This window comes from Actinomadura parmotrematis (assembly GCF_019458805.1).
GTDB lineage: Bacteria > Actinomycetota > Actinomycetes > Streptosporangiales > Streptosporangiaceae > Spirillospora > Spirillospora parmotrematis.
The window spans coordinates 286,945-311,041 of sequence record NZ_JAIBOA010000004.1; the positions used below are offsets into that span (position 1 = coordinate 286,945).

Annotated in this window: 25 protein-coding genes; 11 read left to right on the top strand and 14 right to left on the bottom strand. The window is 74.8% G+C overall.

From position 1 onward, the window contains the following. Positions 1 to 36: 36 nt before the first annotated feature. Both K1Y72_RS08755 and K1Y72_RS08760 read right to left on the bottom strand, forming a co-directional pair. A complete protein-coding gene (locus tag K1Y72_RS08755; RefSeq protein WP_220164976.1) occupies positions 37 to 1,665 on the bottom strand; it encodes an acyl-CoA dehydrogenase family protein in 1,629 nt (542 codons plus the stop codon). Next, on the bottom strand, positions 1,662 to 2,261 hold the full coding sequence (locus K1Y72_RS08760) for a TetR/AcrR family transcriptional regulator (protein ID WP_220164978.1): 600 nt from the start codon (positions 2,259 to 2,261) through the stop codon (positions 1,662 to 1,664). Before K1Y72_RS08760 ends, K1Y72_RS08755 begins: the two co-directional genes overlap by 4 nt. Positions 2,262 to 2,403: 142 nt before the next feature. Between K1Y72_RS08760 and K1Y72_RS08765 the strand changes: the two genes are divergently transcribed. Next, positions 2,404 to 3,087 carry a DUF1707 SHOCT-like domain-containing protein gene (locus tag K1Y72_RS08765; protein ID WP_258572112.1) on the top strand — a complete coding sequence of 228 codons (684 nt, stop codon included), beginning with the start codon at positions 2,404 to 2,406 and terminating at the stop codon, positions 3,085 to 3,087. 53 nt (positions 3,088 to 3,140) lie between these two features. Here the strand turns inward: K1Y72_RS08765 and K1Y72_RS08770 are convergent, their stop codons facing one another. The 3 genes from K1Y72_RS08770 to K1Y72_RS08780 form a co-directional block, all read right to left on the bottom strand. Continuing rightward, positions 3,141 to 3,401 carry a DoxX-related protein gene (locus tag K1Y72_RS08770; protein WP_220164980.1) on the bottom strand — a complete coding sequence of 87 codons (261 nt, stop codon included), beginning with the start codon at positions 3,399 to 3,401 and terminating at the stop codon, positions 3,141 to 3,143. Next, positions 3,398 to 4,903: a flavin-containing monooxygenase gene (locus K1Y72_RS08775; protein WP_220164982.1), complete on the bottom strand. Its 1,506-nt coding sequence runs from the start codon at positions 4,901 to 4,903 to the stop codon at positions 3,398 to 3,400. The genes K1Y72_RS08770 and K1Y72_RS08775 overlap by 4 nt, the downstream gene beginning before the upstream one ends. Before the next feature lie 96 nt (positions 4,904 to 4,999). Beyond that, positions 5,000 to 5,242: a hypothetical protein gene (locus tag K1Y72_RS08780; RefSeq protein WP_220164984.1), complete on the bottom strand. Its 243-nt coding sequence runs from the start codon at positions 5,240 to 5,242 to the stop codon at positions 5,000 to 5,002. 55 nt (positions 5,243 to 5,297) lie between these two features. Between K1Y72_RS08780 and K1Y72_RS08785 the strand changes: the two genes are divergently transcribed. Further along, positions 5,298 to 6,527, top strand: coding sequence for a hypothetical protein (locus K1Y72_RS08785; protein WP_220164986.1), 1,230 nt, complete (start codon positions 5,298 to 5,300; stop codon positions 6,525 to 6,527). An 8-nt stretch (positions 6,528 to 6,535) separates the two neighbouring features. On the opposite strand, the gene K1Y72_RS08790 is transcribed toward K1Y72_RS08785, so the two are convergent. The 5 genes from K1Y72_RS08790 to K1Y72_RS08810 all read right to left on the bottom strand — a co-directional run bounded on the left by K1Y72_RS08790 (position 6,536) and on the right by K1Y72_RS08810 (position 10,378). Next, on the bottom strand, positions 6,536 to 7,288 hold the full coding sequence (locus K1Y72_RS08790) for a sirohydrochlorin chelatase (RefSeq protein ID WP_220164988.1): 753 nt from the start codon (positions 7,286 to 7,288) through the stop codon (positions 6,536 to 6,538). Then, complete coding sequence (locus tag K1Y72_RS08795; RefSeq protein WP_220164990.1) at positions 7,285 to 7,995, bottom strand: phosphoadenylyl-sulfate reductase; 711 nt, start codon at positions 7,993 to 7,995, stop codon at positions 7,285 to 7,287. The genes K1Y72_RS08790 and K1Y72_RS08795 overlap by 4 nt, the downstream gene beginning before the upstream one ends. Beyond that, the gene (locus K1Y72_RS08800; RefSeq protein WP_220164992.1) at positions 7,992 to 8,156 is read right to left on the bottom strand and encodes an Insertion element protein; all 165 of its coding nucleotides are present in this window, start codon (positions 8,154 to 8,156) and stop codon (positions 7,992 to 7,994) included. Before K1Y72_RS08800 ends, K1Y72_RS08795 begins: the two co-directional genes overlap by 4 nt. A 70-nt stretch (positions 8,157 to 8,226) precedes the next feature. Then, positions 8,227 to 9,879: a nitrite/sulfite reductase gene (locus K1Y72_RS08805; protein WP_220164994.1), complete on the bottom strand. Its 1,653-nt coding sequence runs from the start codon at positions 9,877 to 9,879 to the stop codon at positions 8,227 to 8,229. A gap of 313 nt (positions 9,880 to 10,192) precedes the next feature. Then, positions 10,193 to 10,378: a hypothetical protein gene (locus tag K1Y72_RS08810; protein WP_220164996.1), complete on the bottom strand. Its 186-nt coding sequence runs from the start codon at positions 10,376 to 10,378 to the stop codon at positions 10,193 to 10,195. 218 nt (positions 10,379 to 10,596) lie between these two features. Between K1Y72_RS08810 and K1Y72_RS08815 the strand changes: the two genes are divergently transcribed. Both K1Y72_RS08815 and K1Y72_RS08820 read left to right on the top strand, forming a co-directional pair. After that, positions 10,597 to 11,622 carry a YihY/virulence factor BrkB family protein gene (locus tag K1Y72_RS08815; RefSeq protein ID WP_308286958.1) on the top strand — a complete coding sequence of 342 codons (1,026 nt, stop codon included), beginning with the start codon at positions 10,597 to 10,599 and terminating at the stop codon, positions 11,620 to 11,622. A gap of 54 nt (positions 11,623 to 11,676) precedes the next feature. Continuing rightward, positions 11,677 to 12,642: a phosphotriesterase family protein gene (locus tag K1Y72_RS08820; RefSeq protein ID WP_220164997.1), complete on the top strand. Its 966-nt coding sequence runs from the start codon at positions 11,677 to 11,679 to the stop codon at positions 12,640 to 12,642. A gap of 307 nt (positions 12,643 to 12,949) precedes the next feature. Here K1Y72_RS08820 and K1Y72_RS08825 read toward each other — a convergent pair whose 3' ends face one another. The 4 genes from K1Y72_RS08825 to K1Y72_RS08840 all read right to left on the bottom strand — a co-directional run bounded on the left by K1Y72_RS08825 (position 12,950) and on the right by K1Y72_RS08840 (position 16,605). Further along, entirely contained in the window at positions 12,950 to 13,246 is a 297-nt protein-coding gene (locus K1Y72_RS08825) for a WhiB family transcriptional regulator (RefSeq protein ID WP_151564999.1), read from the bottom strand. Positions 13,247 to 13,430: 184 nt separating this feature from the next. Continuing rightward, the gene (locus K1Y72_RS08830) at positions 13,431 to 14,336 is read right to left on the bottom strand and encodes a ferredoxin family protein (RefSeq protein WP_220164998.1); all 906 of its coding nucleotides are present in this window, start codon (positions 14,334 to 14,336) and stop codon (positions 13,431 to 13,433) included. 122 nt (positions 14,337 to 14,458) lie between these two features. Continuing rightward, positions 14,459 to 16,015, bottom strand: coding sequence for a glycerol-3-phosphate dehydrogenase/oxidase (locus tag K1Y72_RS08835; protein ID WP_220164999.1), 1,557 nt, complete (start codon positions 16,013 to 16,015; stop codon positions 14,459 to 14,461). After that, positions 16,012 to 16,605, bottom strand: a complete 594-nt coding sequence (locus K1Y72_RS08840; protein ID WP_220165000.1) for a TetR/AcrR family transcriptional regulator — start codon at positions 16,603 to 16,605, stop codon at positions 16,012 to 16,014. The genes K1Y72_RS08835 and K1Y72_RS08840 overlap by 4 nt, the downstream gene beginning before the upstream one ends. A gap of 58 nt (positions 16,606 to 16,663) precedes the next feature. Between K1Y72_RS08840 and K1Y72_RS08845 the strand changes: the two genes are divergently transcribed. The 7 genes from K1Y72_RS08845 (at position 16,664) to K1Y72_RS08875 (ending at position 24,068) form a co-directional block, all read left to right on the top strand. Continuing rightward, complete coding sequence (locus K1Y72_RS08845; RefSeq protein WP_220165171.1) at positions 16,664 to 18,271, top strand: FAD-binding oxidoreductase; 1,608 nt, start codon at positions 16,664 to 16,666, stop codon at positions 18,269 to 18,271. A 5-nt stretch (positions 18,272 to 18,276) separates the two neighbouring features. Next, positions 18,277 to 19,236, top strand: a complete 960-nt coding sequence (locus K1Y72_RS08850; protein ID WP_220165001.1) for a diacylglycerol/lipid kinase family protein — start codon at positions 18,277 to 18,279, stop codon at positions 19,234 to 19,236. Positions 19,237 to 19,384: 148 nt separating this feature from the next. Continuing rightward, complete coding sequence (locus K1Y72_RS08855; protein ID WP_220165002.1) at positions 19,385 to 19,576, top strand: hypothetical protein; 192 nt, start codon at positions 19,385 to 19,387, stop codon at positions 19,574 to 19,576. Between the two features lie 102 nt (positions 19,577 to 19,678). Then, complete coding sequence (locus K1Y72_RS08860) at positions 19,679 to 20,077, top strand: YccF domain-containing protein (RefSeq protein ID WP_220165004.1); 399 nt, start codon at positions 19,679 to 19,681, stop codon at positions 20,075 to 20,077. A gap of 209 nt (positions 20,078 to 20,286) precedes the next feature. Next, positions 20,287 to 20,829, top strand: coding sequence for a DUF485 domain-containing protein (locus tag K1Y72_RS37570; RefSeq protein WP_372452855.1), 543 nt, complete (start codon positions 20,287 to 20,289; stop codon positions 20,827 to 20,829). Next, the gene (locus K1Y72_RS08870) at positions 20,826 to 22,484 is read left to right on the top strand and encodes a monocarboxylic acid transporter (RefSeq protein WP_220165008.1); all 1,659 of its coding nucleotides are present in this window, start codon (positions 20,826 to 20,828) and stop codon (positions 22,482 to 22,484) included. The genes K1Y72_RS37570 and K1Y72_RS08870 overlap by 4 nt, the downstream gene beginning before the upstream one ends. Positions 22,485 to 22,553: 69 nt before the next feature. Further along, positions 22,554 to 24,068 (top strand): metallophosphoesterase family protein, encoded by a 1,515-nt coding sequence (locus K1Y72_RS08875; RefSeq protein ID WP_220165010.1) that lies wholly within the window; start codon positions 22,554 to 22,556, stop codon positions 24,066 to 24,068. Positions 24,069 to 24,097: the final 29 nt, after the last annotated feature.

Below are 24,097 nucleotides of genomic sequence, written 5' to 3' on the forward strand. Positions count from 1 at the left end.
GAGGAGAGCATCCCTCCCCTGCGGCGCCCCGCCCGGTCAGCCGATCTTCGGGACGGCGCGTTCGATGAGGGGGGCCAGGTCCAAGCCGGCCGGGAGGGTGCCGTAGGCCGCGCCCCAGTCACCGGCGAGGCGCGTGGCGCAGAAGGCGTCGGCGACGGCCGGGTGGCCGTGCCGGACGAGCAGCGAGCCCTGGAGCACCAGGGCCATCCGCTCGACGATGCGGCGGGCGCGGACCTCGATGGTGGCGACGTCGGTGAGGGAGTCCTTGACCTCGGCGAGAGCGGCGTCCAGGCGGGCGTCGGCGCCGGCGGCGAGAGCGGCCTCGGCGAAGAACGCCTCCATCGTCTGCGGCTCCTTGGCCATCGCCCGCAGCACGTCGAGCGCCGCCACGTTCCCCGAGCCCTCCCAGATGGAGTTGAGGGGGGACTCGCGGAAGAGGCGGGGCATGCCCGACTCCTCGACGTAGCCGTTGCCGCCGAGGCATTCGAGGGCCTCGGCGGTGTGGCCCGGCCAGCGCTTGCAGACCCAGTACTTGGTGACGGCGAGGCCGAGGCGCTTGACGGATGTCTCGCTCTCGTCGCCGCGGACGGAGCGGTCGGTGGCGCCGGCGAGGCGCAGCATGACGGTGGTGGCGGCCTCGGACTCGACGGCGAGGTCGGCGAGGACGTTGCGCATCAGCGGCTGGTCGATCAGGTACCTCCCGAACGCCTTGCGGTGCGCGGCGTGGTGGGCGGCGACGGTGAGGCCCTGGCGCATGCCGGCGGCGGCGCCGATGACGCAGTCCAGGCGGGTCATGTTGACCATCTCGATGATGGTGCGGACGCCGCGGCCCTCGTCGCCGACGCGCCAGGCGACGGCGCTCTCGTACTCCACCTCGGAGGAGGCGTTGGACCTGTTGCCGAGCTTGTCCTTCAGCCGCATGAGCCGCAGCGGGTTCAGCGTGCCGTCGGGCAGGACGCGCGGGACGAGGAAGCAGGTGAGGCCGCCCGGCGCCTGCGCCAGGGTGAGGAACACGTCGCACATGGGCGCGCTGGTGAACCACTTGTGCCCGACGAGGCGGTAGGTGCCGTCGGCGGCCGGGGCCGCCTCGGTGGTGTTGGCGCGGACGTCGGAGCCGCCCTGCTTCTCGGTCATCGACATGCCCGCCAGCAGCGCGTTCTTGGTGAGCGGCGCGCGCAGGCCGAAGTCGTACTCGGTGCGGGTGAGCAGCGGCTCGTACTGCGCGGCCAGCTCGGGGGACTGGCGGAGGGCGGGGACGGCGGCGTAGGTCATCGAGATCGGGCAGCCGTGCCCGGCGTCGACCCGCCAGGAGTAGAACTTGGCGGCGCGCGCGACGTGCGCGCCCTCGCGGGCGTCGGCCCAGGGCGCGCCGTGCAGGCCGCGGGTGACGGCGACGTCCATCAGCTCGTGCCAGGCCGGGTGGAACTCGACCTCGTCGACGCGGTGCCCGTAGCGGTCGTGGGTGCGCAGCACCGGCGGGTGCTCGTTGGCGAGGCGGCCCCACTCCTGCGCGCGCTCGGTGCCCGCGAGGACGCCGAGCTCGCGCACCTCGGGCACCGCCCAGCCGGCGCCCTCGCGGGCCAGGCCGTCGAGGAGCGCGGCGTCGTCGGCGAGGTCGTGGCCGGCCAGCGGGGGGACCTGGTTCAGGACGTCGTGGGTCGTCACGGGTGCACTCCAAGGGCGCGTTGGGCGAACGAGATGAGGTCGGGAACGGTCGAGGGGCCGGTCCGCCCCTCCTGGAGGGGGACGACGAGGGCCTCGCCGATGGCGCCGACGAGCGCGGCCGCGCTGAGCGGCGGGTCCTGCGGCGGCAGCTCGCCGGACGCGACGCCGGCGGCGACGAACCGGGCGAACACCTCGGCGTAGGCGCGGCGGAACACCAGCCGCTCGGCCTCGACGGCCGGGTCGACCGGCTCGGCGAGCAGCGCGTAGGCCAGGCGCGGGGAGCGCAGGGCGCGGCCGGCGAAGGTCCGCACGGTCGCCGCGACGCGCTCGGCGGCGGAGGCCTCCAGGGACGCGGCGCGCGCGACGGCGTCCACCTCGCGCCGGGAGGCGGTGCGGAACACCTCGGCCATGAGGTCGGCCTTGGCGGGGAAGTGCCGGTAGACGCTGCCGGTCGCCATGCCGGCGCGCTCGGCGACGGCGGTGACCGAGCAGCCGCGGTAGCCGTGCTCGGCGACGAGCGCGAGCGCGGCGGCGAGCACGCGCTCGCGGGAGGCGGACAGCCGCGCCTCGACATCGGGCGTCCTGCGGTAGGCCATACAAGGATTGAACCTCAATTCATTCCTTGTCGGCAACCCCCGCGCGGCACGTCCGGGAGGAGGGCATCCTCCTGATTGCGGAGGGGGGATCTCGTCCGCGGGGCGGATTGCCGCCGCGACGGGCGGGCATACCTTCGGAATCATGAGCCAGCCCACCCCGCAGCCCGGCCGGCCGGTCCCGGCCCGCCCGCCCGAGCGGACCGCCGCCGCACCGGCGCGGCCGGTCGACCCGGGCGCGCTGCGCGCCTCCGACGCCGAGCGCGAGACGGTCGTCGAGCGCCTGCGCGTCGCCTCGGTCGAGGGCCGGCTCACCTTCGAGGAGCTGACCGACCGCACCGCCGCCGCCTACCGCGCGGTCACCCGCGCCGACCTGGAGGAGCTGACCGGCGACCTGCCCGGCGTCGGCGCCCCCGTCGCCGACCCGGCGCCGCTCCAGGTGCGCCGCCGCTTCACCGCCGTCATGGGCGACTGCAAGGAGCGCCTGTCGGGCCGCATCGAGGGCGAGCTGGAGGCGCTGTCGGTGATGGGCGACGTCGTGCTCGACCTGCGCGGCGCGCAGGTGCCCTCGGGCGAGGTCACCGTCATCGCCACCGCGGTGATGGGCGACGTGAAGATCATCGTGCCGGACGGGGTGGCGGTCGAGCTGTCCGGCCACGCCTTCCTCGGCGACCGCCGGGTCCTCGCCCGCGAGGCCGAGCCCGGCCGGCGCACCCCGGTCGTGCGGGTCCGCGCGAACGCCGTGATGGGCGACGTCAAGATCGTCGACGACGAGCACCACGCCCCGATCCGCCGCGCCGTCGCCGAATGGTGGGAGGGCCGCCGCTAGCCCGGACGTGCCGAGGGCCCCGCCGCAGGCGCGGCGGGGCCCTCGGCACCGTGCTAGGCGTTCTTCATGTTGGCCGCGCCGCGCGCGCCGAGGAAGGCGGTGTAGGCGGCGAGACCGGCGAGGCCGAGCTTGCGGGTGGGAGTCAGCGCGAGCGCGACGCCGAGGGCGAGCTCGGTGGCGCCGTTGCGCTTGATCCAGGCGCCGGTGTCCTCGGGGAACGCCAGCTTGGAGACCGGCTCGAACACCTGAGGCGCGGCGAAGTGGGCGGCGCCGGTCGCGGCCAGGGCGATCCCGGTCACGCGGAGAAGGCTCATGATGAGGGCTGTCCTTTCGCAGGGGTGAACTCGTAGTCGTCCAGATCGAAGGTCCGGCTGCGGCGCCAAACGTACAGCCCCGACTGCGGCCGCACGTAGGGGGCGTCACCGTGCCGATCGAAGTAATAACTGCGCGACGACGCGCAGCTCGGCTGGGCGAGGATGGTGCCCTTCATCCGCCGCCGCATGTCGGCGGTGAAGGCGTCGTGCGGGCCCTGCCGCACGGCCGCCCGCGTCGCGCGCCGCCGCCGCGCCTCGGTGATGCAGCGCACGGTGTGGGTGGCGCCCGCCTCCAGGATGGAGAACCAGGAGGCGCCGGTGACGCTGTAGGGGCCGTTCATCAGCCAGAAGTTCGGCGCCTGCGGCACGGCGAGGCCCTCGTAGTTCTGGTAGCGGTGCTCGTCCCAGAACGCGCCGAGCTCGACGCCGCCGAGGCCGGTCACCGGGAACGGCGGCATCGCGCCGATCTCCAGCGTGCGGAAGCCGGTGGCGAGGACGAGGACGTCGGCGGGCCGCTCCACGCCGTCGCGGTCCACGATCCCGCCCGGGGTGATCCGCTCGATGCCGGCGGTGACGAGCTCGACGTCGTCGCGCAGGAAGGTGGGGTAGTAGCGGTTGGAGAACGAGGGCCGCTTGCAGCCGAAGGCGTAGCGCGGGGACAGCGCGCGCCGGAGGCGCCGGTCGGGGACCTGGCGGCGCAGGTGCGCGCGGCAGACCGCCTCGACGGCCCGCACCAGGAACGGCGCCCTGCGGTAGTGCACGATGCCCAGCACCATGATCGCCTCGGAGGCGGCGGCGGTGGCGAGCCGCACCAGCCGCCCGACCGGCGGGGCGGCCCGCAGCAGCGCCCGCACCGGCGCCGGGATCGCGAAGTCGACCTTGGGGAACACCCAGATCGGGGTGCGCTGGTAGACGTCCAGGTGCGCGGCCCGGCCGGCGATCTCGGGGATGACCTGGAGCCCGGACGCGCCGGTGCCGACGACCGCGACGCGCCGCCCCGCCAGGTCGAGGCCGTGGTCCCAGCGGGCGGTGTGCACGACGGCGCCGGCGAAATCGGCGAGGCCGGGGATGTCGGGGTCCTTCGGCTGGTCGAGCGGCCCGACCGCCGACACCAGGAACCGCGCGGTGATCTCGCCGGCCGGGGTGCGGACGCGCCACACATCGGCGGCCGCGTCGAAGGCGGCGGCCTCGACGCGGGTGTTCAGCCGCAGGTGCGGGCGCAGCCGGTACTTGTCGGCGCAGTGCTCGGCGTAGGCGCGGACCTCGGCGCCCGGCGCGAACGCGCGCGTCCAGCCGGGGTTCGGCTCGAAGGAGTAGCAGTAGGTCGCCGACGGGACGTCCACCGCGACGCCGGGGTAGGTGTTGTGCCGCCAGACGCCGCCGACGCCGGGCGCGGCGTCCACGATGGCGAAGTCGCGCACCCCGGCGCGCAGCAGGTGGATCCCGACGCAGAGCCCGGAGAACCCGGCCCCGACGACCAGCACCTCGTGATCGGGCGTCATCGCGCGCACGTCCCCCTCCGGCCGCCTTCCGGAGCACGAAGCTAGGGGATGTTGTACTGATCGTCAATACGGGCCGGGCCGGGCGGGACCGGCAGGTCAGACGCCGCCGGTGTCGGCGTAGCCGGACTGGTCGGTGCGCTCGGCCTCCTCGACGCCCGCCTCGTCGGGCGGCAGCGCGTCCGGCGCGTCGCCGCGGACGCCCGGGACGCCCGTCCCGCTCCGCCCGGCCGCCCCGCCGGGCTCGGTGCGGCCCCGCGCGTCGGCGCCCTCGTTGACGGGGGCGAAGAACTCGTCGTCGGTCTGCTCGGGCTCGTGCCCGCTATCGTTGCTCTCGGTCATGGCGGGGCCCCTACCCCGCTCGGGAGAGAACGATCGTGGACGGGGAAACGGCGCGTTGACGAAGGGCTGGCGGGGCCGGGGGACGGCGGCGGTGGCGGCGCTCGGCCTGATGGCGGGCGCGGTGGGCTGCGGGGACGGCGCGGCGGCGTCGAGCCGCGTCGCGGACGCGCCGGCGGGCGGCCCGCACTGGCGGGTCGCCGCGCGCTACCCGGTCCCCTCCACCGGGACCGCGCCCGCGGGGCTCACCGGCATCGCCGCGGGCGGCGGCCGGGTGTGGGCGGCCGGCACGGCCGGCGACGCCGGCCCGCTGGACGACGCCAGCGACGCCGCGGGGAACCTCACCACCCCGCCGGGCGACTCCAGCGGGCTGCTGCTCACCCTGGACGGCGGCGCCCTCCGGCGGGTGCCGACCCCCCTCACCGAGCACGAGAGCGGCCTCGGCGCCGTCGCGGTGTCCGGCGGCCGCGTCTGGGCCGCCGGGTTCGACGGCGCCAAGCGCCGCAAGGTCACCCTGACCGGCGACGGCGCGTCCTTCACCGTCAGCCGGAAGGCCCGCGCCGCGTCCCGGTACGGCAAGGGCACCTTCACCGCCGTCGCGCCGGGCGCGAAGGGCACCGCCTGGCTCACCGGCTGGCTGCACGGGCCTGACCGCAGCGTCTACCCCCGCCTGTCCGAGCCGCTGTGGTTCGACGGCACGGCGTGGCACCAGGCGGTGCAGGGCATCGACGAGAACGCGCGCGTCCACCTCGCCGCCATCGCGCCCGCGGCGGGCGGCGCGGCGTGGGCCGTCGGCGACCTGTCGCGCCGCCCCGACGTGAACCGGCCCTTCACCGAGCCGGTCATCGCCCGCTGGGACGGCCGGAGCTGGACGATCCAGGACGACCTGCCCGGCACCACCGGCGGCCACCTCGCCGCGATGGCGGGCGGCTCGCGCGGCGGCCTCTGGGCCGTCGGCGGCACCGGCGACCCGGGCCGCGCCGCGACGCCCCTGGCCGTCCGCTACGACGGCCGGGACTGGTACCAGGTGCCCGCCTACGGCCTGCACGCCCCGTTCGTCGCCGTCGCCGGGGACGGCGCGGACGGCGCCTGGGCCGCAGACTCCACCGGCGCCCTCTGGCACACCGACGGCCGCACCTGGGCGCCGGGCACCGTCGACGGGGTCGGCGCGGGGACCGCCCTGACCATCGTCGGGCTCGCCCGCGACGACCGCACCGGGCGCCTCTACGCCGCCGCCAACACCGCCGCGAAGGACGGGAAGGTCCAGGCGCTGGTCCTCACCCGCTGAGCCGGGCGTCAGACGGCGGCGGAAGCGCGGACGGCGCGGAGGGCGAGCGCCTCGTCGTAGCGGTGCAGCACGAGGTCGGCGATCTCGGGGGCGGCGCCGAGCACGGGGGAGACCGCGCAGGCCCCGGCGGCGAGTGCCTCGCGGCGCACCTTGTCGGCGAAGTGGCCGGGCGCGAGGAAGTACGAGGCGACCGCGACGCGCGGGGCGCCCGCGTCCAGCAGCGCCCGCACCGCCTCGCCAGGGGTCGGGCGGGCCGCCGAGGCGTAGGCGGCGACGACGCCGTGCCAGCCGCGCGCGCGCCAGCGGCGGGCGATCGCGCCGACCGTGCCGTTCGCCGAAGCGTCCGAGGACCCCGCCGATACCAGGACGACCGCCGTGCCCGGGTCGCCGGCGGGTACGCCCGCCTCGGCGAGGCGCCGCTCCAGCGCCGCCGTCAGCAGCGGGTGCGGGCCGAGCGTGGCGGCGGTGCGCAGCGCGAACCGCGGGTGCGCGCGGCGGACGGGCGCGAGCGCGCCGGGGATGTCGGTCCGGCTGTGGTAGGCGGCGGTGAGCAGCAGCGGCAGCACGACCGCGCCCGCCCCGCCGCCGCGCGCGAGGCCGTCCAGGACGGCGCCGGGCGCGGGCGGCGCGTGGTCGAGGAACGAGGCGTGCACGGCCAGGTCCGGGCGGAGCGCCCGGACCCGGTCCAGCAGCGCCGCGACGGTGGCGGCGGCGCGCGGGTCCCTGCTCCCGTGCGCCACCGCCACCAGCGGCGGCGTCACAGGTGGATGCCGCACTCGGTCTTGCCCGATCCGGCCCAGCGGCCGCTGCGCGGGTCCTCGCCGGGCGCGACGCGGCTCGTGCACGGCTCGCAGCCGATGGAGGGGTACCCGTCGTAGTGCAGCGGGTTCACCAGGACGCCGTTGTCGTCCATGTAGCCGTCCATCTGCTCCTGGGTCCAGTCCAGGATGGGGTTGACCTTGACCATGCCGCGCCGCCGGTCCCACTCGACGACGCGCCGGTCGCGGCGGCCGGCGGTCTCGTCGCGGCGGATCCCGCTGAACCAGGCCATGTAGCCCTCCAGCGCCCGGCCGAGCGGCTCCACCTTGCGCAGGTGGCAGCACAGGTCGGGGTTGCGGCCGTTCAGGCGCGGCCCGAGCGCGGCCTCCTGCTCGGCCACCGTCCGCGACGGCGTCACGTTGATCACGTTGACCGGGTAGACGGCCTCGACGGCGTCCCGGGTGCCGATCGTCTCGGCGAAGTGGTAGCCGGTGTCCACGAACAGCACGTCGATGCCGGGCTTGACCTTCGACACGAGGTGGATGAGCGCGGCGTCGGACATGGAGGAGGTGAGGCAGATCCGGTCGCCGAAGGTGGCGGCGGCCCAGCGGATCACCTCCAGGGAGGAGGCGCCCGCCAGGGCCGTGGCGGCGGACTCGACGATGTCTTCCAGGTCCAGGGTGGGTCTGTCGGTCTCCAGCAGGGTCACCGGGTGTTCTCCTTGTTCGGTCGGGGGGCTCCGACACCGAGGAACGTCAACTTGAAGGAGCGGACGCAGTCCGGGCAGGACCACGCCCCCTCCTCTTCGAGCGGCACGAGGCGCTCCTCGCCGCAGTAGGGGCAGTAGAACGGCGCGGCACGTTCGCTCATTCCCTTCCGTCCCCTCTTGTCGCGTTGATGGTTTTTTCGATGCTCCCGGCCCGCCGCCGCGGGTCCGGGGCTACTTCAGGTCGGCCTCGTCGGCCCGGTCGGTCCACGCGGCGAACGACTCGCCGTCGCGGCGCTGCTCGTCGTAGCGGCGCACGACGCGCTCCACGTAGTCGGTGAGGCCCGCCGACGTCGTCTTCAGGCCGCGCACCTTCTTGCCGAAGGACGCGCCGACCGCGCCGCCCAGGTGGATCTGGAAGCCCTCCACCTGGTCGCCGTTCTCGTCCACGACGAGCTGGCCCTTCAGGCCGATGTCGGCGACCTGGATGCGGGCGCAGGCGTTCGGGCAGCCGTTGACGTTGACGGTGAGCGGCTGCTCGAAGTCCGGCAGCCGCTTCTCCAGCTCGTCGACCAGGTCCATCGCGCGCTGCTTGGTCTCGACGATCGCGAGCTTGCAGTACTCGATGCCGGTGCAGGCCATCGTCTGCCGGCGGAAGGTGGACGGCCGGACCTGGAGGTCGTGCTCGGCGAGCGCGTCCGCGAGGGACTCGGTGTCCTCCTCGGGCACGTCGAGGATGACCATCTTCTGCTCGGCGGTGGTGCGGGTGCGGCCCGACCCGTAGCGCTCGGCGAGGTCGGCGATGACGCCGAGCAGCTCGCCGTTGACGCGCCCGACGCGCGGCGCGAACCCGACGTAGTAGTTGCCGTCCTTCTGCCGGTGGATCCCGACGTGGTCGCGGCGCGGCAGCGGCGCGGCGGGCTCGGGGCCGTCGGGCAGCTCGTACCCGAGGTACTCCTTCTCCAGCACCTCGCGGAACCGCTCCGGTCCCCAGTCGGCCATCAGGAACTTGATGCGGGCGCGGTGGCGCAGCCGCCGGTACCCGTAGTCCCGGAAGATGGAGATGACGCCCTTCCAGACCTCGTGGGCCTGCTCGGGCCGCACGAACACCCCGAGGCTCTTGGCGAACATCGGGTTCGTGGACAGGCCGCCGCCGGCGAACACCTGGTAGCCGGCCTCGCCCGCCGCGTTCACGGTGCCGACGAACGCCACGTCGTTGATCTCGTGGACGGTGCAGTGCGCGGTGCAGCCGCTCATCGCGGTCTTGAACTTGCGCGGCAGGTTGGAGAACTCCGGCGAGCCGACGTAGCGCTCGTGCACCTCGGCGATCTGCGGGGTCGCGTCGATGACCTCGTCCTCGGCGATGCCCGCCAGCGGGCAGCCGATGACGACGCGCGGGGTGTCGCCGCACGCCTCCATGGTGGACAGGCCGACGGACTCCAGCCTCTCCCAGATCGCGGGGACGTCCTCGATCCGGATCCAGTGGTACTGGATGTTCTGCCGGTCGGTGATGTCGGCGGTGCCGCGCGCGTACGTCGTGGCGATGTCGGCGATGGCGCGGAGCTGCGGGCCGTCGAGCTGGCCGCCGTCGATGCGGACCCGCATCATGAAGTAGCGGTCGTCGAGCTCCTCGTCGGGGAGCGCGCCGGTCTTGCCGCCGTCGATCCCCGGGCGCCGCTGCGTGTACAGCCCGTACCAGCGCATGCGGCCGCGCAGGTCGGCCGGGTCGATCGAGTCGAAGCCGGCCTTGGAGTAGATGTCGATGATGCGGCGGCGGACGTTCAGCCCGTCGTCGTTCTTCTTGTTCTCTTCGTTCTTGTTGAGCGGCTCGCGGTAGCCGAGGGCCCACTGGCCCTCGCCCCGCTTGCGCTTGGTCGCTGGTGGCACGGCGCGCGTCCTCTGGGTAATCGGGCGGGAGGAACGCGCGGCGCACCGGCGGTCGTACTGGCCGGCTCGTCGCTGAGCAGGGAGCAGAGGCCGGCAGGGGCGCTGCCGGCGGTGACGCCGATGCGCCACGCGTCCGATCGTCTAGACGATGGGGCGTGGTCGGGGCGTCACCGACAGATGGCGCTGCGGACGCGGAGGAAGTCGACGTGCCGGCGCGTCACCAGCAGCGGGTCCACAGCAGTCATATGTGAACTCTGACATGCGATTCCACGGGCTGTCCAGTTCGGTCCGGCATGCGGACACGTGACAAGGGTCATCCCTGCCGCCGCCAGTTGACCCCCGGCTCGCCGCGGTCCGCCGCGCGCTCGGGCGCGTCGTCCTCGCCGGTCGCCGCCTCCGGCGCGTCCCGTTCCTTGGCCGCCTTCCGGTGCTGGCAGTCGCACCAGCTGCCGCCGCGGCAGTCGCCGTGGCGGTGCTCGCGGCACGCCTCGCAGATCACCCGACTATTGTCGGCGACGTCCCCGGGCGCCACGCGGGCGGGGTGGCCGGATGGTGACGATCATGATCCGGCGGGCGGTCCGCGGCGTCGGAGCGGGGTACGGGGAGGGAGCGGGGGCACCGGACATGAGCGGACGAATCCCCCGACGCGCCGAACGGGAGCGCTGAAGTGCGCGATGTGACACGTTCCGGGCCCGCGACGGCCTACGGTGAGGCGGTGTGACCACCGTCTCGGACGGAGACCGCACCGACCGGGCCGCCGAGCGGCGCGGCCCGCGCGGCCGGGTGCCCGGCGCCGCGCGCCTCCGCGCGGCGGGCGCCGCCGTGCGGCGCGGCGCGGGGGAGTGCTGGACGCTGGTGCGCCGCACGGCGGTGGCCGCGTTCCGCTATCGCATCACCGGCCTCGCCGCCGAGGCCGCCTTCTTCGCGCTGCTGTCGCTGCCGCCGCTGGTCATCGGGCTGGTCGGCACCATGGGCCACCTGAGCGGGCTGCTCGGCGCGGACGCCGTCGGCGACATCCGCGCCTGGGTCATCGCCCGCGCGCAGACGGTGCTGACGCCCGGCGCGGTGGACACCGTGGTGGAACCGCTGATCGACGACGTGATCAAGGGCGGGCGGCCCGACATCGTGTCGATGGGATTCCTGCTCAGCCTGTGGGCGGGGTCGCGGGCCACCAACGTGTACGTGGACACCATCACGATCTCCTACGGCCTGTCGGGCGTCCGCGGGGTGGTGCGCACCCGGGTGCGGGCCTTCGTGCTGTACCTGGTCGGGCTGCTGGCCATGGTGGTGGTCATCCCGCTGCTGGTCGCCGGGCCGGCGCTCGCCCGCGCGGCGCTGCCGATGAGCGCGGGGTTCGTCCAGGTCTTCTACTGGCCGGTGCTCGTGTCGCTGTCGGTGGTGTTCCTCGCCGGGCTCTACCACCACAGCGTCCCGGTGCGGACGGCCTGGTGGCGGGAGGTCCCCGGCGCCGCGGTGGCGCTGCTGATCTGGGTGGCCGGCAGCCTCGCGCTGCGGCTCTACCTCGCCGGGTCGCTGAGCGGGGTGTCGGTGTACGGGTCGCTGGCGGCCGCGATCGCGGTGCTCGGCTGGCTGTACGTGGCGGCGCTGGCGGTGCTGATCGGCGCCGCGCTGAACGCCGAGGTCGACGCCCGCTGGCCGAGCGCGGGGACGGCGCGGGCGCGGGCCGGGCGGCACGCCCGCACCGGGTCCGGCGAAACCGGCGGATCGGCTATGAAAGGGTAAATTCCCCGGCGTTAACCACCTGAAATGGCAAAACATGACGTAACCTCGCCTTGCATGACCACCCCTCGTGAACCGACCGGTCGGCTGCGCACGGTCACCGGCACGATCGCCACGTCCGCCATCACCGGCACGGTGCTCGCGCACGAGCACCTCCAGCTCGACCTGCGCTGGCCGGCCCGCCCCGCGCTGCTGGACTCGGATCCGCGGCGCTGGCTGGACGAGGAGAAGGCGGTCACCGGTGAGCTGCGCGGCCTGCGCGACGCGCACGGCCTCGGCCTCGTGGTGGACCTCACCTGCGGCGGGATGGGCCGCAACGCGGCCGCCCTGGCGCGGATGAGCGCCGGGTCGCGGGTCGCGGTGGTCGCGGGCACCGGCTTCTTCGCCGAACCCTTCCACCCCGCCTTCGTCCGCGAGGCGAGCGTCGACAAGCTCGCCGAGCGGCTGCTCGCCGAGATCGGCTTCGGCATGGACGGCACCAACGCGCTGCCCGGCGTCATCGGCGAGGTCGGCTCGTGGGGCGAGGCGCCCACCGGCGACGAGGAGCGCTGCCTCCGGGCCGCCGCGCACGCCGCCCGCCACTCGGGCCTGTCGGTGGCGACCTACGGCCGCCCCGGCCTCGCCCAGATGGAGATCCTGACGTCCGCCGGGCTGGACCCCGCCCGCATCGCCGTCGGCCAGCAGGACCTGGCCGACGACCCGGGCGGCGCCCGCAAGATCGCCGAGAACGGCGCCTACGTGTCGTTCGGCTCGCTCGGCCTCGCCGCCGGGGACCCGGAGCGGCTCGACGCCCGCGTGCGGGCCGTCCTGGAGCTGCTGGAGGCCGGGCACGGCGACCGCGTGCTGCTGAGCGGCGGCGTGTCGCGCATGGCGCACATCACCCGCTACGGCGGCGCGGGCTTCGGCTACCTGTACGAGGTGTTCCTGCCGGCGCTGCGCGCCGCCGGGGCCGACGACGCCGCGATCGCCGCGCTCACCCGCGACAACCCGCTCCGGTGGCTGTCGGGCGCCGAGACCGCCTGACGCACCCCCTCCGCGAACCATCCGGCCTCCGCGCCGCCGCCCGAAGGCGGTGGCGCGGAGGCCGGTCGCGTCCGCGCGGTCGGGTCGTCCGATCGCCATTGCGAAAGGTATGAATTCGGTTAATCCGCCGCCTTCCCGGGAGGCAATGCGGTATTGGCCGGAGGGCTGTGGGAAGGCACGGGCGCGAGCGCCCGCGATTGGTCCGGGTAACACAAACGGCCCCGCGATGCGGGGCCGTAACGTGTTTTTCCGGTGGCATGCCGGGGAGCTCGGTCGGGGGGCCGATGCGGACCGCCCGGAACGGCTTCTAGGCCGCGTTGGCGCGACGCATCCGGCGGCGACGCTCGGAGGCGCGCTCGTCCTCGTTCAGACCGCCCCACGTGCCGTACTTCTCGGGCCGGGACACCGCGTAGTCCAGACACTCGGCGCGCACGGGGCAGCCCATGCAGATCTGCTTGGCCTTGCGCTCGCGGATCTCGCGCTCGGGCTGGCGCTCGCCGTCGGGGCCGAAGAAGAGCACGAGGTCTTCTCCCCGGCACGCCGCGGCGTCCTGCCAGCCCCAGCTGGGACGAGGGAGGTTTGCCTGCCGACGTACCTGAGCCATGGAACACCCACCTTGATTGGTTTGCTGAGCAAATTGCGAACATGGACGCATGACGTGCTTCGTCAGGCATGCGTCCGAAGCGCCATTTGGTCCAACGTTCTGAGTTGCCGCTCTGTTCCCCGTCCGGTGATCCGGAAACCTGGGGCCGCGCGGCGTGAAGCCCACGAATGGGGCCTCAGTGAGATTACACGAGGGCTGCCTCGTTGAGAAGGGTGAGGTCGCTAACAATGTAGGTGCCGAGGTTCTCCTGGCACTCCGACCCGCATCCGGGCGCCTGCACGGCGTCTTCCAGGACGACCCGGTATCGCACTCCCTGCGCCGAAACGACCGCCTCGTAGGGAGAAGTCCCGGTAAGGGATTCGACGGTGACGGCGTCGATCCCCAGTATGCCCGAGTGCGCGCGCACGAAGTGCTCGGCGGCCTGCACGGGCTCGGGCAGCCCGGCCCGGCCGCGGTAGCGCTCCAGCAGGACCTCGCCGCGCAGGTAGGCGGCCGACGCGGCGGCGGCCTCCTCCTTGCCGAGGTCGCCGTAGTACAGCCCGCGCGGCAGGCAGACCAGGTTGGCGGCGTAGCGGTCGCCGCCCACGTGGGTGGTCTCCCAGACCAGCGGGGCGAACCGGGCCGCCAGATCGCGCGCCAGGGGCGCGCCGAGGCGCGCGCAGCAGGCGTTGCGGCGGCCGTGCGTGCAGACCAGCAGCACCGGCTCGGCCGTCCGGGGGCCGAGGCCGGGAGAGCGGCCCGCGGCGAGCGCGCGCAGGTCGAGGGACGCGAGCTCGGCGGGATCGTCCAGCTCGCGCGCCTCCATCCAGACCTGCTCGCCCACCGAGTAGGCGGCGTAGACCTGGCAGGGGGGCGTCCCGCGGCGCCGCCCGGTGCGGCGGATGAGCTGCGGGCGGACGCCGGCGGCGAGCGCCGCGCGCACCGCCGCCGCGACCGGGGCGGGCTCGGCGAGCTGCTCGATGCGCTCGGGCCACGGGCCCGGATGCTCGATCAGCAGCCAGCTCCGGGGCCCGACCGTCGCGCTCGCCAGGCACGGCCGCTCGCCGGAGTGACTCCCCGGGCAGTGGTCGCAGCTCTTGCGGCGCGTCACGTCGTGTGCCCCCTGTGCTACCGGCTGTGCTCATCCGAACTGTGAATTAGGTCAGGCTAACCTAATGCAGAGCTGCCCGGCCAGGGCGCGTGACACACCTCATACCCGCAAAATGATCTTCCTTATCCCCGCGCGACCAGGGAGTCCGCCACCGCGCGGGCGGCGTCCCGGTCGGCGGGGACCAGACCGGTACGGGTGCGGCGGTCCAGGAGATCGGCCGCGTCGAGCGCCCCCTCGTGCCCTACCCCCCACGCGAGTTCCACACCCAGCACCGGCAGTCCGGGCGCGACCGGCTCCAGCAGCGCCGGGTCGTCGCGGCCGAGCGCGGCGAGCAGCGGCGCCTCGGCGCCGTAGCGCTCGACCAGCCGGCGCGGCGCGTCCAGCCGGGCGAGCGCGCCGCGCGGCGCGGCGCCGACCAGGGGGAGGCGCGCGGTGCGCGACGGCCCGGCCGCCAGCCCCCCGGCGGCGAGGGCGGCGTCCACCGCGTCCTCGGCCATCCGCCGGTAGGTGGTGAGCTTGCCGCCGACGACGGTGACAATGCCGTCACCGCCGGTGAGAACGGCATGCCGCCGGGAGATGTCGGCGGTGGCGGACGCGCCGGCGCCGCCGCCCGGGACGTCCAGCAGGGGGCGGAGGCCCGCGAACGCGCCGGCGACGTCGGCGCGGCGGACCGGCTCGTCCAGGACGGTGCCGAGGATGTCCAGCAGGAACCCGATCTCGGCCTCGGTGGGCTCGGGCACGTCGGGGATCGGGCCGTCGGCGGGCTCGTCGGTGAGTCCGACGTAGACGCGGCCGTCGTCCTGCGGGACGACCAGGACGAACCGGCTGGTCGAGCCGGGGACCGGCACGTGCAGGCCGGTGGCGAGGCCGCGCAGGTCGGCGGCCCGCACCACCAGGTGGGTGCCGCGCGAGGGCCGCAGCCGGACGCCGCCCGCCAGGCCGCCCGCCCAGACGCCGGCGGCGTTGACGACGGTGCGGGCGCGCACCCCGAACTCGCGGCCGGTGAGCTCGTCGCGCAGCTGCGCCCCGTCCCCGGCGAGGGACAGCGCGCGGACGCGGGTGAGGATGCGGGCGCCGTGCGCGGCGGCGGTGCGGGCGATCGCGGTGACCAGGCGCGCGTCGTCGGCGAGCTGCCCGTCCCACGACAGCAGGCCGCCGCGCAGCCCGTGCGGGCGGAGCGCGGGGGCGGCGCGCAGCGTCTCGGCGGCCGACAGGCGGCGCGGGCGGGGCAGCAGCGCGCGCGGGGTGCGGGCGGCGAGCCGCAGCGCGTCCCCGGCGGCGAGGCCGGTCGCGGTGAGCGCGGCCTGGCGGCGCGAGACGAGCGGGGTGAGCGGCAGCACGAACGGCAGCGGCCGCACCAGGTGCGGGGCGGTGCGGGCCATGAGGATCCCGCGCTCGACGGCGCTCTCGTGCGCGACGTCCACCTGCCCGGAGGCCAGGTAGCGCAGGCCCCCGTGGATCAGCTTGGACGACCAGCGGGAGGTGCCGAAGGCCAGGTCGTGGGCGTCGACGGCGGCGACCGTCAGGCCGCGGGCGGCGGCGTCGAGGGCGACGCCGGCGCCGGTCGCGCCGAGGCCGACGACGAGGACGTCCACGACCTCGCCGGGCAGCGCGTCCAGCTCGCGGGCGCGGCGGGCGGCGTTCAGGGAGGAGCGGACCGGCGTGCGGGGGGCGGTCACGGGGCGAGCGTCCTTTCCAGGATGTGGCGGAGCTCGGCGTCGAAGGCGCCGGCGGCGAGCTCGGGGTCGGCGGCGTCGGCCAGCGTCGGCAGGGACAGCCCGAAGGACTGGACGACGAGCAGCAGCGCGCGGGCCTGCCGGGCGGTGTGCCCGGGGCGGATCGACCCGTCGGCGTGGCCGAGCTCCACGGCGGCCTCGAAGATCTCCAGGAAGCGCTGCTGGCTCGCGCCGGCGCGGTCCAGCACGTAGGGGAGCAGCAGCTCGGGATCCACCTCGATGATCTTGCGGAGCAGCGGATGCCCGCGGAAGGTGGCGACGCCCCGCACCAGCAGGTCGACCAGGTGCGGGCGGACCGGCCCGGCGGGCGGCTCGCCCGCGTCGGCGGCGATCGCGGTCCACTCGCGGGTCATAAGGTCGGCCACGATCGTGCGCACGTCCGGCCAGCGGCGGTACAGCGTCATCCGCGACACCCCGGCGCGGCGCGCGATGTCGGTGAGCGTGGTGCGCCGCACCCCGACCGCGAGCACGCAGTCGCGGGCGGCGTCCAGCACGGCGTCGTCCGGGGTCCTGTTGTGACGATTCGACGTCATGTGTCACAGTGTAAGCCACGCGACGACGACGTTCGGAGGCCAGGTGCAGGACCACGCGATGCTGTGGAGCGGCTGGGGCGACCCCGCCAAGGCCGCCCCGCTGCCCGACGCGGTGACCGGGCTGCTGCGCGACCTGCTCGGCGTCCGCCCGTCCGCGACCCCGCCCGCCCGGCTCGCCGACCTGAAGCCCCCGGCGTCCCGGCTGCCGGACGCGGCGCGGGCGGCACTCGCCGCCGTCGTCGGGGACGCGCACGTGCGCACCGACGACGAGGCGCGCGTCCGCCACACCCGCGGCAAGTCCACGCCCGACCTGCTGCGCGTCCGCGCGGGCGAGCTGTCCGACGCGCCCGACGCGGTGATCATGCCGGGGTCGCACGCGGAGGTGCAGGCGCTCCTGGAGGCCTGCGCCGCGCACCGCGTCGCCGCCGTCCCCTTCGGCGGCGGAACCTCGGTGGTCGGCGGCCTCGCCCCCGAGGGCGCCGCCGCGTTCGCCGCCGTCGTCGCCCTGGACCTGCGCCGCATGGACGCCCTCCTGGAGCTGGACGAGGTGTCGCGCACCGCGACCCTCCAGCCGGGCCTGCGCGGCCCGCGCGCCGAGGAGCTGCTGCGCGCGCGCGGCTACACCCTCGGCCACTTCCCGCAGTCGTTCGAGTGGGCCACGATCGGCGGGTTCGCCGCCGCCCGCTCCAGCGGGCAGGCGTCCGCCGGGTACGGGCGGTTCGACGAGATGGTCGTCGCGCTCACCGCCGCGACCCCGGCCGGGACGCTGGAGGCCGGCCGCGCCCCGAAGTCGGCCGCCGGGCCCGACCTGCGGCAGCTCCTGCTCGGCTCCGAGGGCGCCTTCGGCGTCATCACCTCGGTCACCGTGCGGGTGCGGCCCGTCCCCGAGGCCGCCGCCTACGAGGGCTGGCGCTTCCCCGACTTCGCCACCGGCGCCGCCGCGCTGCGCCGCCTCGCCCAGGACGGCCCGCGCCCGGTCGTCCTGCGGCTGTCCGACGAGGCCGAGACCATGGTCAACCTGGCCGACCCGGGCGCCATCGGCGGCGGCCTGTCCGACGCGTCCGGCTGCCTCGCCGTCGTCGGCTTCGAGGGGACGCCCGAGGAGATCGAGGCGCGCCGGAGCGCCGCCGCCGCGCGCCTGGCGGAGGCCGGCGGCACGTCCCTCGGCGCCGGGCCGGGCGAGAAGTGGGAGCACGGCCGCTTCAACGCCCCCTACATGCGCGACGCGCTGCTGGACGTCGGCGCCTTCGTCGAGACGCTGGAGACCGCCGCGTTCTGGTCGGCGATCCCCGCGCTGTACGCCGCCGTCCGCGACGCCCTCACCGCGACGCTGGCCGGCGCGGGCACCCCGCCGCTCGTCATGTGCCACATCTCCCACGTCTACGAGGCGGGCGCGTCCCTGTACTTCACCGTCGTGTCGGCGCAGGGGGCGGACGACCCGCTCGCGCACTGGGCGGCGGCCAAGCACGCCGCCAACGACGCGATCCTGGCGGCGGGCGGCACCATCAGCCACCACCACGGCGTCGGCACCGACCACCGCGACTGGTACGCCCGCGAGGCGGGCCCGCTCGGCACCGGCGTCCTGCGCGCCGTCAAGGACCGGCTCGACCCGGCCGGCGTCCTCAACCCCGGCGTCCTCATCCCCCCGGCGAACCCCCAGGAGTAGCGGACATGAGCGGCAGCGCCCCCCAGGCCGACGTCCCCCCGGCCGGCGCCCCCCGGACCTTCACCGCCGTCGTCAACCCCACCGCGGGCGGGTCGGCCTCGGCGCGCACCCTGATCCCGCTCGCCCGGCTGCTGCGCGAGGCCGGCGCGACCGTCCAGGTCGAGTACAGCCGCGGCCTGGAGCACGCCGCCGCCCTGGCGCGCGGCGCCGCCGGCGCCGGCCACGTCGTGCTCGGCGTCGGCGGCGACGGCATGGTCGGCTGCGTCGGCGGGGCGCTCGCCGGCAGCGGCGCGGTGCTCGGCATCGTCCCGGCCGGGCGCGGCAACGACTTCGCCCGCCAGCTCCGCCTGCCGTCCGGTCCCGAGGAGCTCGCCGAGCTGCTGCTGCACGGCGAGCCGCGCCCGGTGGACGCCATCGACGCCAACGGCGTGCCCGTCCTCGGCAGCGTGTACGCGGGCGTGGACGCGCTCGCCAACCAGTACGCCAACGAGACCCGGTTCCTGCGCGGCGCGCTGTCCTACACCGCCGGCGCGCTCCGCGCCGTCGCCGGCTGGAAGGCCGCCGACTACATCGTCACCGTGGACGGCGTCGAGCACCGGCGGAGCGGGTTCACCGTCGTCGTCGCCAACTCCGGCTACTACGGGTTCGACCGGCGGATCGCCCCGCAGGCGGTCGAGGACGACGGCCTGCTCGACGTCGTCATCGTCACCGACGGGCCGAAGCGGCTGTTCTTCGGCGTCATGCGCGACCTCGCCGACGGGGCGCACCTGCGCCGCCCGCAGGTGGAGACGCTGCGCGGCCGCGAGGTGCGGATCGAGCTCGCCGCGCCGGGCCGGACGCTGCCCTACGGCGCGGACGGCGAGCTGCCGGGCGTCCTCCCGGTCACCGCGAAGGTGATTCCCGGCGCGTTGCGGGTACTGGCCCCCCGAGCCTCCGCAGGACGTTCGGCCAGCTCAGCGCCATGATCCGAAACTTGGAGGGCGCATTTGGGCAGGTTTACAGGCCTATTAAGGTCCACCGGATAGCGTTCCTGGTAAGTCCCGATTACGGGACCTCTGGGCCGTCTGTGGAGGCATCATGGGAAGGCGTGCCAACGCCGTTCTGGGGGGACTCATGGTGACCGCAGGCGCCCTCGTCGCGGTGGCGCCGGCGTCCACGGGGGTGGCGCCGGCGTCCACCGCGCAGACCTTCACCACGCAGTCGATCATGCGGTGGTGGACGACGGGGGAGCGCCCCGTCCCGGTCCGGAGCGTCACCGCCCCGCTCGGCGGCGTGCGGCCCTTCGTGATCCGCAGCGTCACCTGACCCGTCGCCCGGCCCCGCCCCGGGCCGTCCGCCACGCCGCGTGAGCGCGGCGGGTGCCGGGGCTCCGCGCCGGAGCCCGGCCGCCCGCCTAGAGTTGCCGGTGTGCGCACCCTGTTGAACATCATCTGGCTCGTGCTGTCGGGGTTCTGGCTCGCCATCGGGTACGCGGTCGCCGGGATCATCTGCTGCGTCCTGATCGTCACCATCCCGTTCGGCATCGCCTCCTTCCGCATCGCGGCCTTCACGCTCTGGCCGTTCGGGCACCGCGTGGTGCGGCGCGCCGACGCGGGCGCCGGCTCGGCGCTCGGCAACGTGATCTGGGTGGTCGTGGCCGGCTGGTGGCTCGCCCTCGGCCACCTCACCACCGGCATCGCGCTCTGCATCACGATCATCGGCATCCCGTTCGGGATCGCCAACTTCAAGCTGATCCCGGTGTCGCTGCTGCCGCTCGGCCGGGAGATCGTCGACACCGGCGACCGGGGCTCCTTCGAGGTCGCCTAGCGGGCGGCCGGGCGGGGCGCCCGTCCCGCCCGCCCGCCGCCGCATGTGATCCAGGTCTCATTCCCGCATCGGCCCTGCATCGGCCTCGTCACCACTCTGGGTAAACCAACCAAGGTCTTGGTCAAATGGCCTCGCCCGTCCCCCCGTTTCGGGCACCGTCGTCGCCGTCATTCGGCGACGACGAGGAGGAGCATTTGCCGGAGGTCTGTGTGACAACCGAATCGTCCGGGGCGGGAGCGAGCCCCGGACCCGGACCCGCCGGGGGCGGCGGGCTGGACGAAGCCACCTATCTGAGCATCGACGAGAGCCCCGAGTTCGCGCGGCTGCGGAGCGCCTTCCGCCGCTTCGTGTTCCCCATGACCGCGGCCTTCCTGGTCTGGTACCTGCTGTACGTGGTGCTGTCGGCCTACGCGCGCGGCTTCATGGGCACCAAGGTCTTCGGCAACGTCAACGTGGCGCTGCTGTTCGGCCTGCTGCAGTTCGTCTCGACGTTCCTCATCGCCTGGCTCTACGAGCGCTACGCGCGCAACAGGCTGGAGCCGCTGGCCGACGGGGTGCGCGCGGGGATCCCCGGCGCCGCCGCGGCTGCGCCGGCCGCCGAGGAGACCGCGCCCGCGGCGCCCGCCGCCGGGCCGGGCACCACCGAGCAGGACACCACGGAGCCCGGCGTCACGGGGCCGGGCACCGCGGGGCCGAGCACTGCCGAGGAGCGCCGCGCGGGCGGCGACGGTCCCGAGGAGGAGACCCGATGACGCCGTCCCACGTGGTGGCGCCCGTGCTCGCGGCCGGCGAGAACGAGCACCGCACGATCTCCCTGGCGCTGTTCGCCGTCTTCGTGGCGATCACGCTCTACATCACCATCCGGGCGAGCCGGCAGACCCGGACGGCCGCCGACTTCTACGCCGGCGGGCGCTCGTTCTCGCCGCTGCAGAACGGCCTGGCGATCGGCGGCGACTACATGTCGGCCGCCTCGTTCCTCGGCATCGCGGGCATCTTCGCGCTGTCGGGCTACGACGGGTTCCTCTACTCGATCGGCTTCCTGGTGGCGTGGCTCGTCGCGCTGCTGCTGGTCGCCGAGATGCTGCGCAACTCCGGCCGCTTCACCATGGCCGACGTGCTGGCGTTCCGGATGCGGCAGCGGCCGGTCCGGGCGGCGGCCGGCATCTCCACCATCGTGGTGTCGATCTTCTACCTGCTGGCGCAGATGGTCGGCGCCGGCGCCCTGGTGACGCTGCTGCTCGGCACGCAGAGCGAGGCCACCAAGATCTGGACGATCGTGGTGGTGGGCGCGCTGATGATCTTCTACGTGACGGTCGGCGGCATGAAGGGCACCACCTGGGTGCAGATCGTCAAGGCCGTCATGCTCATGACGGGCGCGCTCGTCATGACGGTCTGGGTGCTGTCGAAGTACAGCTTCAACGTCTCCGAGCTGCTCGGCGCCGCCGCCGACAAGAGCGGCAAGGGGACGGCGTTCCTGGAGCCGGGCCTCAAGTACGGCGCGACCGACGTCTGGTCCAAGCTGGACCTGCTCTCGCTCGGCCTCGCGCTCGTCCTCGGCACCGCGGGCCTGCCGCACATCCTGATCCGCTTCTACACGGTGCCGAACGCGCGGGCCGCGCGCGCCTCGGTGAACTGGGCGATCGGCATCATCGGCGTGTTCTACCTGATGACCCTGGTCATCGGGTTCGGCGCGGCGGCGCTGGTCGGCGGCAAGGCCATCGCCGCGCAGGACAAGGGCGGCAACACCGCCGCGCCGCAGCTCGCCGAGCACCTCGGCGGCGGGCACGGCTCGACCGGCGGCGCGGTGTTCCTCGCCATCATCGCGGCGGTCGCGTTCGCCACCATCCTCGCGGTGGTCGCGGGCCTGACGCTGGCGTCCTCGTCGTCGTTCGCGCACGACATCTTCGCCAACGTCATCCGGCGCGGGAAGGCCACCGACGAGGACGAGGTCAAGGTGGCGCGCTGGGCGGCGCTCGGCATCGGCGCGGTGGCGATCGTGCTGTCGATCTTCGCGCGCGGGCTGAACGTGGCGTTCCTGGTCGCGCTCGCCTTCGCCGTCGCGGCGTCGGCGAACCTGCCGACGCTGCTGTTCTCGCTGTTCTGGAAGCGGTTCAACACGACCGGCGCGGTCGCCGGCATCTACGGCGGCCTCGTCGCCGCTGTCGGCGTCGTGCTGCTCAGCCCGATCTGCTGGGGCGGCAAGTCCGACACCATCCCCAAGGGGAACGCCGACGCCCTGTTCAGCACCGACACCGTCGCGCTGATCCCGCTGCAGAACCCCGGCCTCATCTCGATCCCGGTCGGGTTCCTCTGCGCCTACCTCGGCACCGTCCTCGCCAAGGAGCGGACCGACACGAAGTTCGCGGAACTGGAGGTCCGGGCCCTTACCGGCACGGGCGCCCATTAGCGTCTTGACGCACGGAACACCTCCGGGGAAGGGTGGCGCAGAAAGCGCCCACCCCCCGGAGGTCTTTCGTTGCGGCACGAGAACTCACGCACGTCCGAGGCGGGCGCGGGCTGGGTCTGCCAGCGGCCGGGACGGTTCGAGGAACTGCTCCCCGAGCGCGTGCCGAGGTTCTCCTGGCGCCACCCCGCGGTCCTGTGGCGGGCCCGCAACGACGTGGTCGCGCGGCTGTTCGGCGACCCGTCCGACGACATCCGCCGCCGCGTCCTCGCCGAGCTCGGCGAGCGCGGCGTCCCCGCCGGGTTCACCGTGCACCGCGGCGCCGAGGCGTTCTCGTTCCTGGTGATGGGCGACACCGGCGAGGGCGACCGGTCGCAGTACGCCGTCGTGCCGCCGCTGGAGGCCGTCGCGCCCGGCACCGACTTCCTGGTGATCGCCAGCGACGTCATCTACCCGACCGGCGACGCCGGCGACTACCCGGAGAAGTTCTTCCGCCCCTACCGGGGCTACCCCGGCCCGATCTTCGCGGTGCCGGGCAACCACGACTGGTACGACGGCCTGCGCGGCTTCCTGCGGATCTTCTGCGGGGTGGACGCCGACTGCGCGCCGCCGCCCTGGACCGGCCCGTTCGCCCGGCTCGCCACGCTGCTGTGGCGCCGCTCGGGACCGGTGGACGGCCCCGCGCTCGACGCCGCCCGCGACCGCTACCGGGGCGCGCCCGGCCAGCGCGGCGCCCAGCCCGGCCCGTACTGGGCGATCGACACCCCGAGCCTGCGCGTCGTCGGCATCGACACCGGCATCCTCGGCGGCATCGACCGCGACCAGGCGGCCTGGCTGCGCGAGGTGTCGGCCGGCCCGAAGCCCAAGGTCCTGATCACCGGCAAGCCGATCTACGTCGACGACGAGCACCACCCCGGCCCCGTCGAGGGCGGCGGCACGGTGGACGCGATCGTCGCCGACCCGGCCTGCAACTACGTCGCGGCGATCGGCGGCGACATCCACAACTACCAGCGCTACCCGGTGCGGGTCGGCGACCGCACGATCCAGTACATCGTGTCCGGCGGCGGCGGCGCGTTCATGCACGCCACCCACACCATCCCCAAGGTCGGCTCGGTCGAGGAGGACGACTTCCGCCTCTACCCGCTGCGCGGCGACTCGCTGTCGCGCTACAGCCGCCTGTACGGCCGGGTGACGCGGATGCCGTGGTTCTGGGAGCTGACGCCGAAGGAGGCCGCGCGGGTCGTCCGGCACCGCCTCGGAATCCGGCCCGCCCGCGGCTACGCCGAGGACGGGCCGGACGGCATCGCGGCGCGCCCCTCCACGCGCGCCCGCCTCGTCGCGGTCCTGCTCGGCGTGCCGCGCGGCCGCACCAAGCGGTTCCGGCTGCTGCGCCTGCCGGTGCACCGCACCCCGCAGCGGTTCCGGTCGGAGATGGCCGACTGGGACCACGCGCCGTTCTTCAAGCACCTGCTCCGCCTGGACGTCACGCCGGACGCGCTCCGCATCCGCTGCCACGCCGTCACCGGCTGCGGCGACCACGAGGCGGACCCGCCCGTCGAGGACGAGGTGACGATCTCGTTGCGATAGCGAACCCGCGGCCGCTCCGGCGGCTCTAA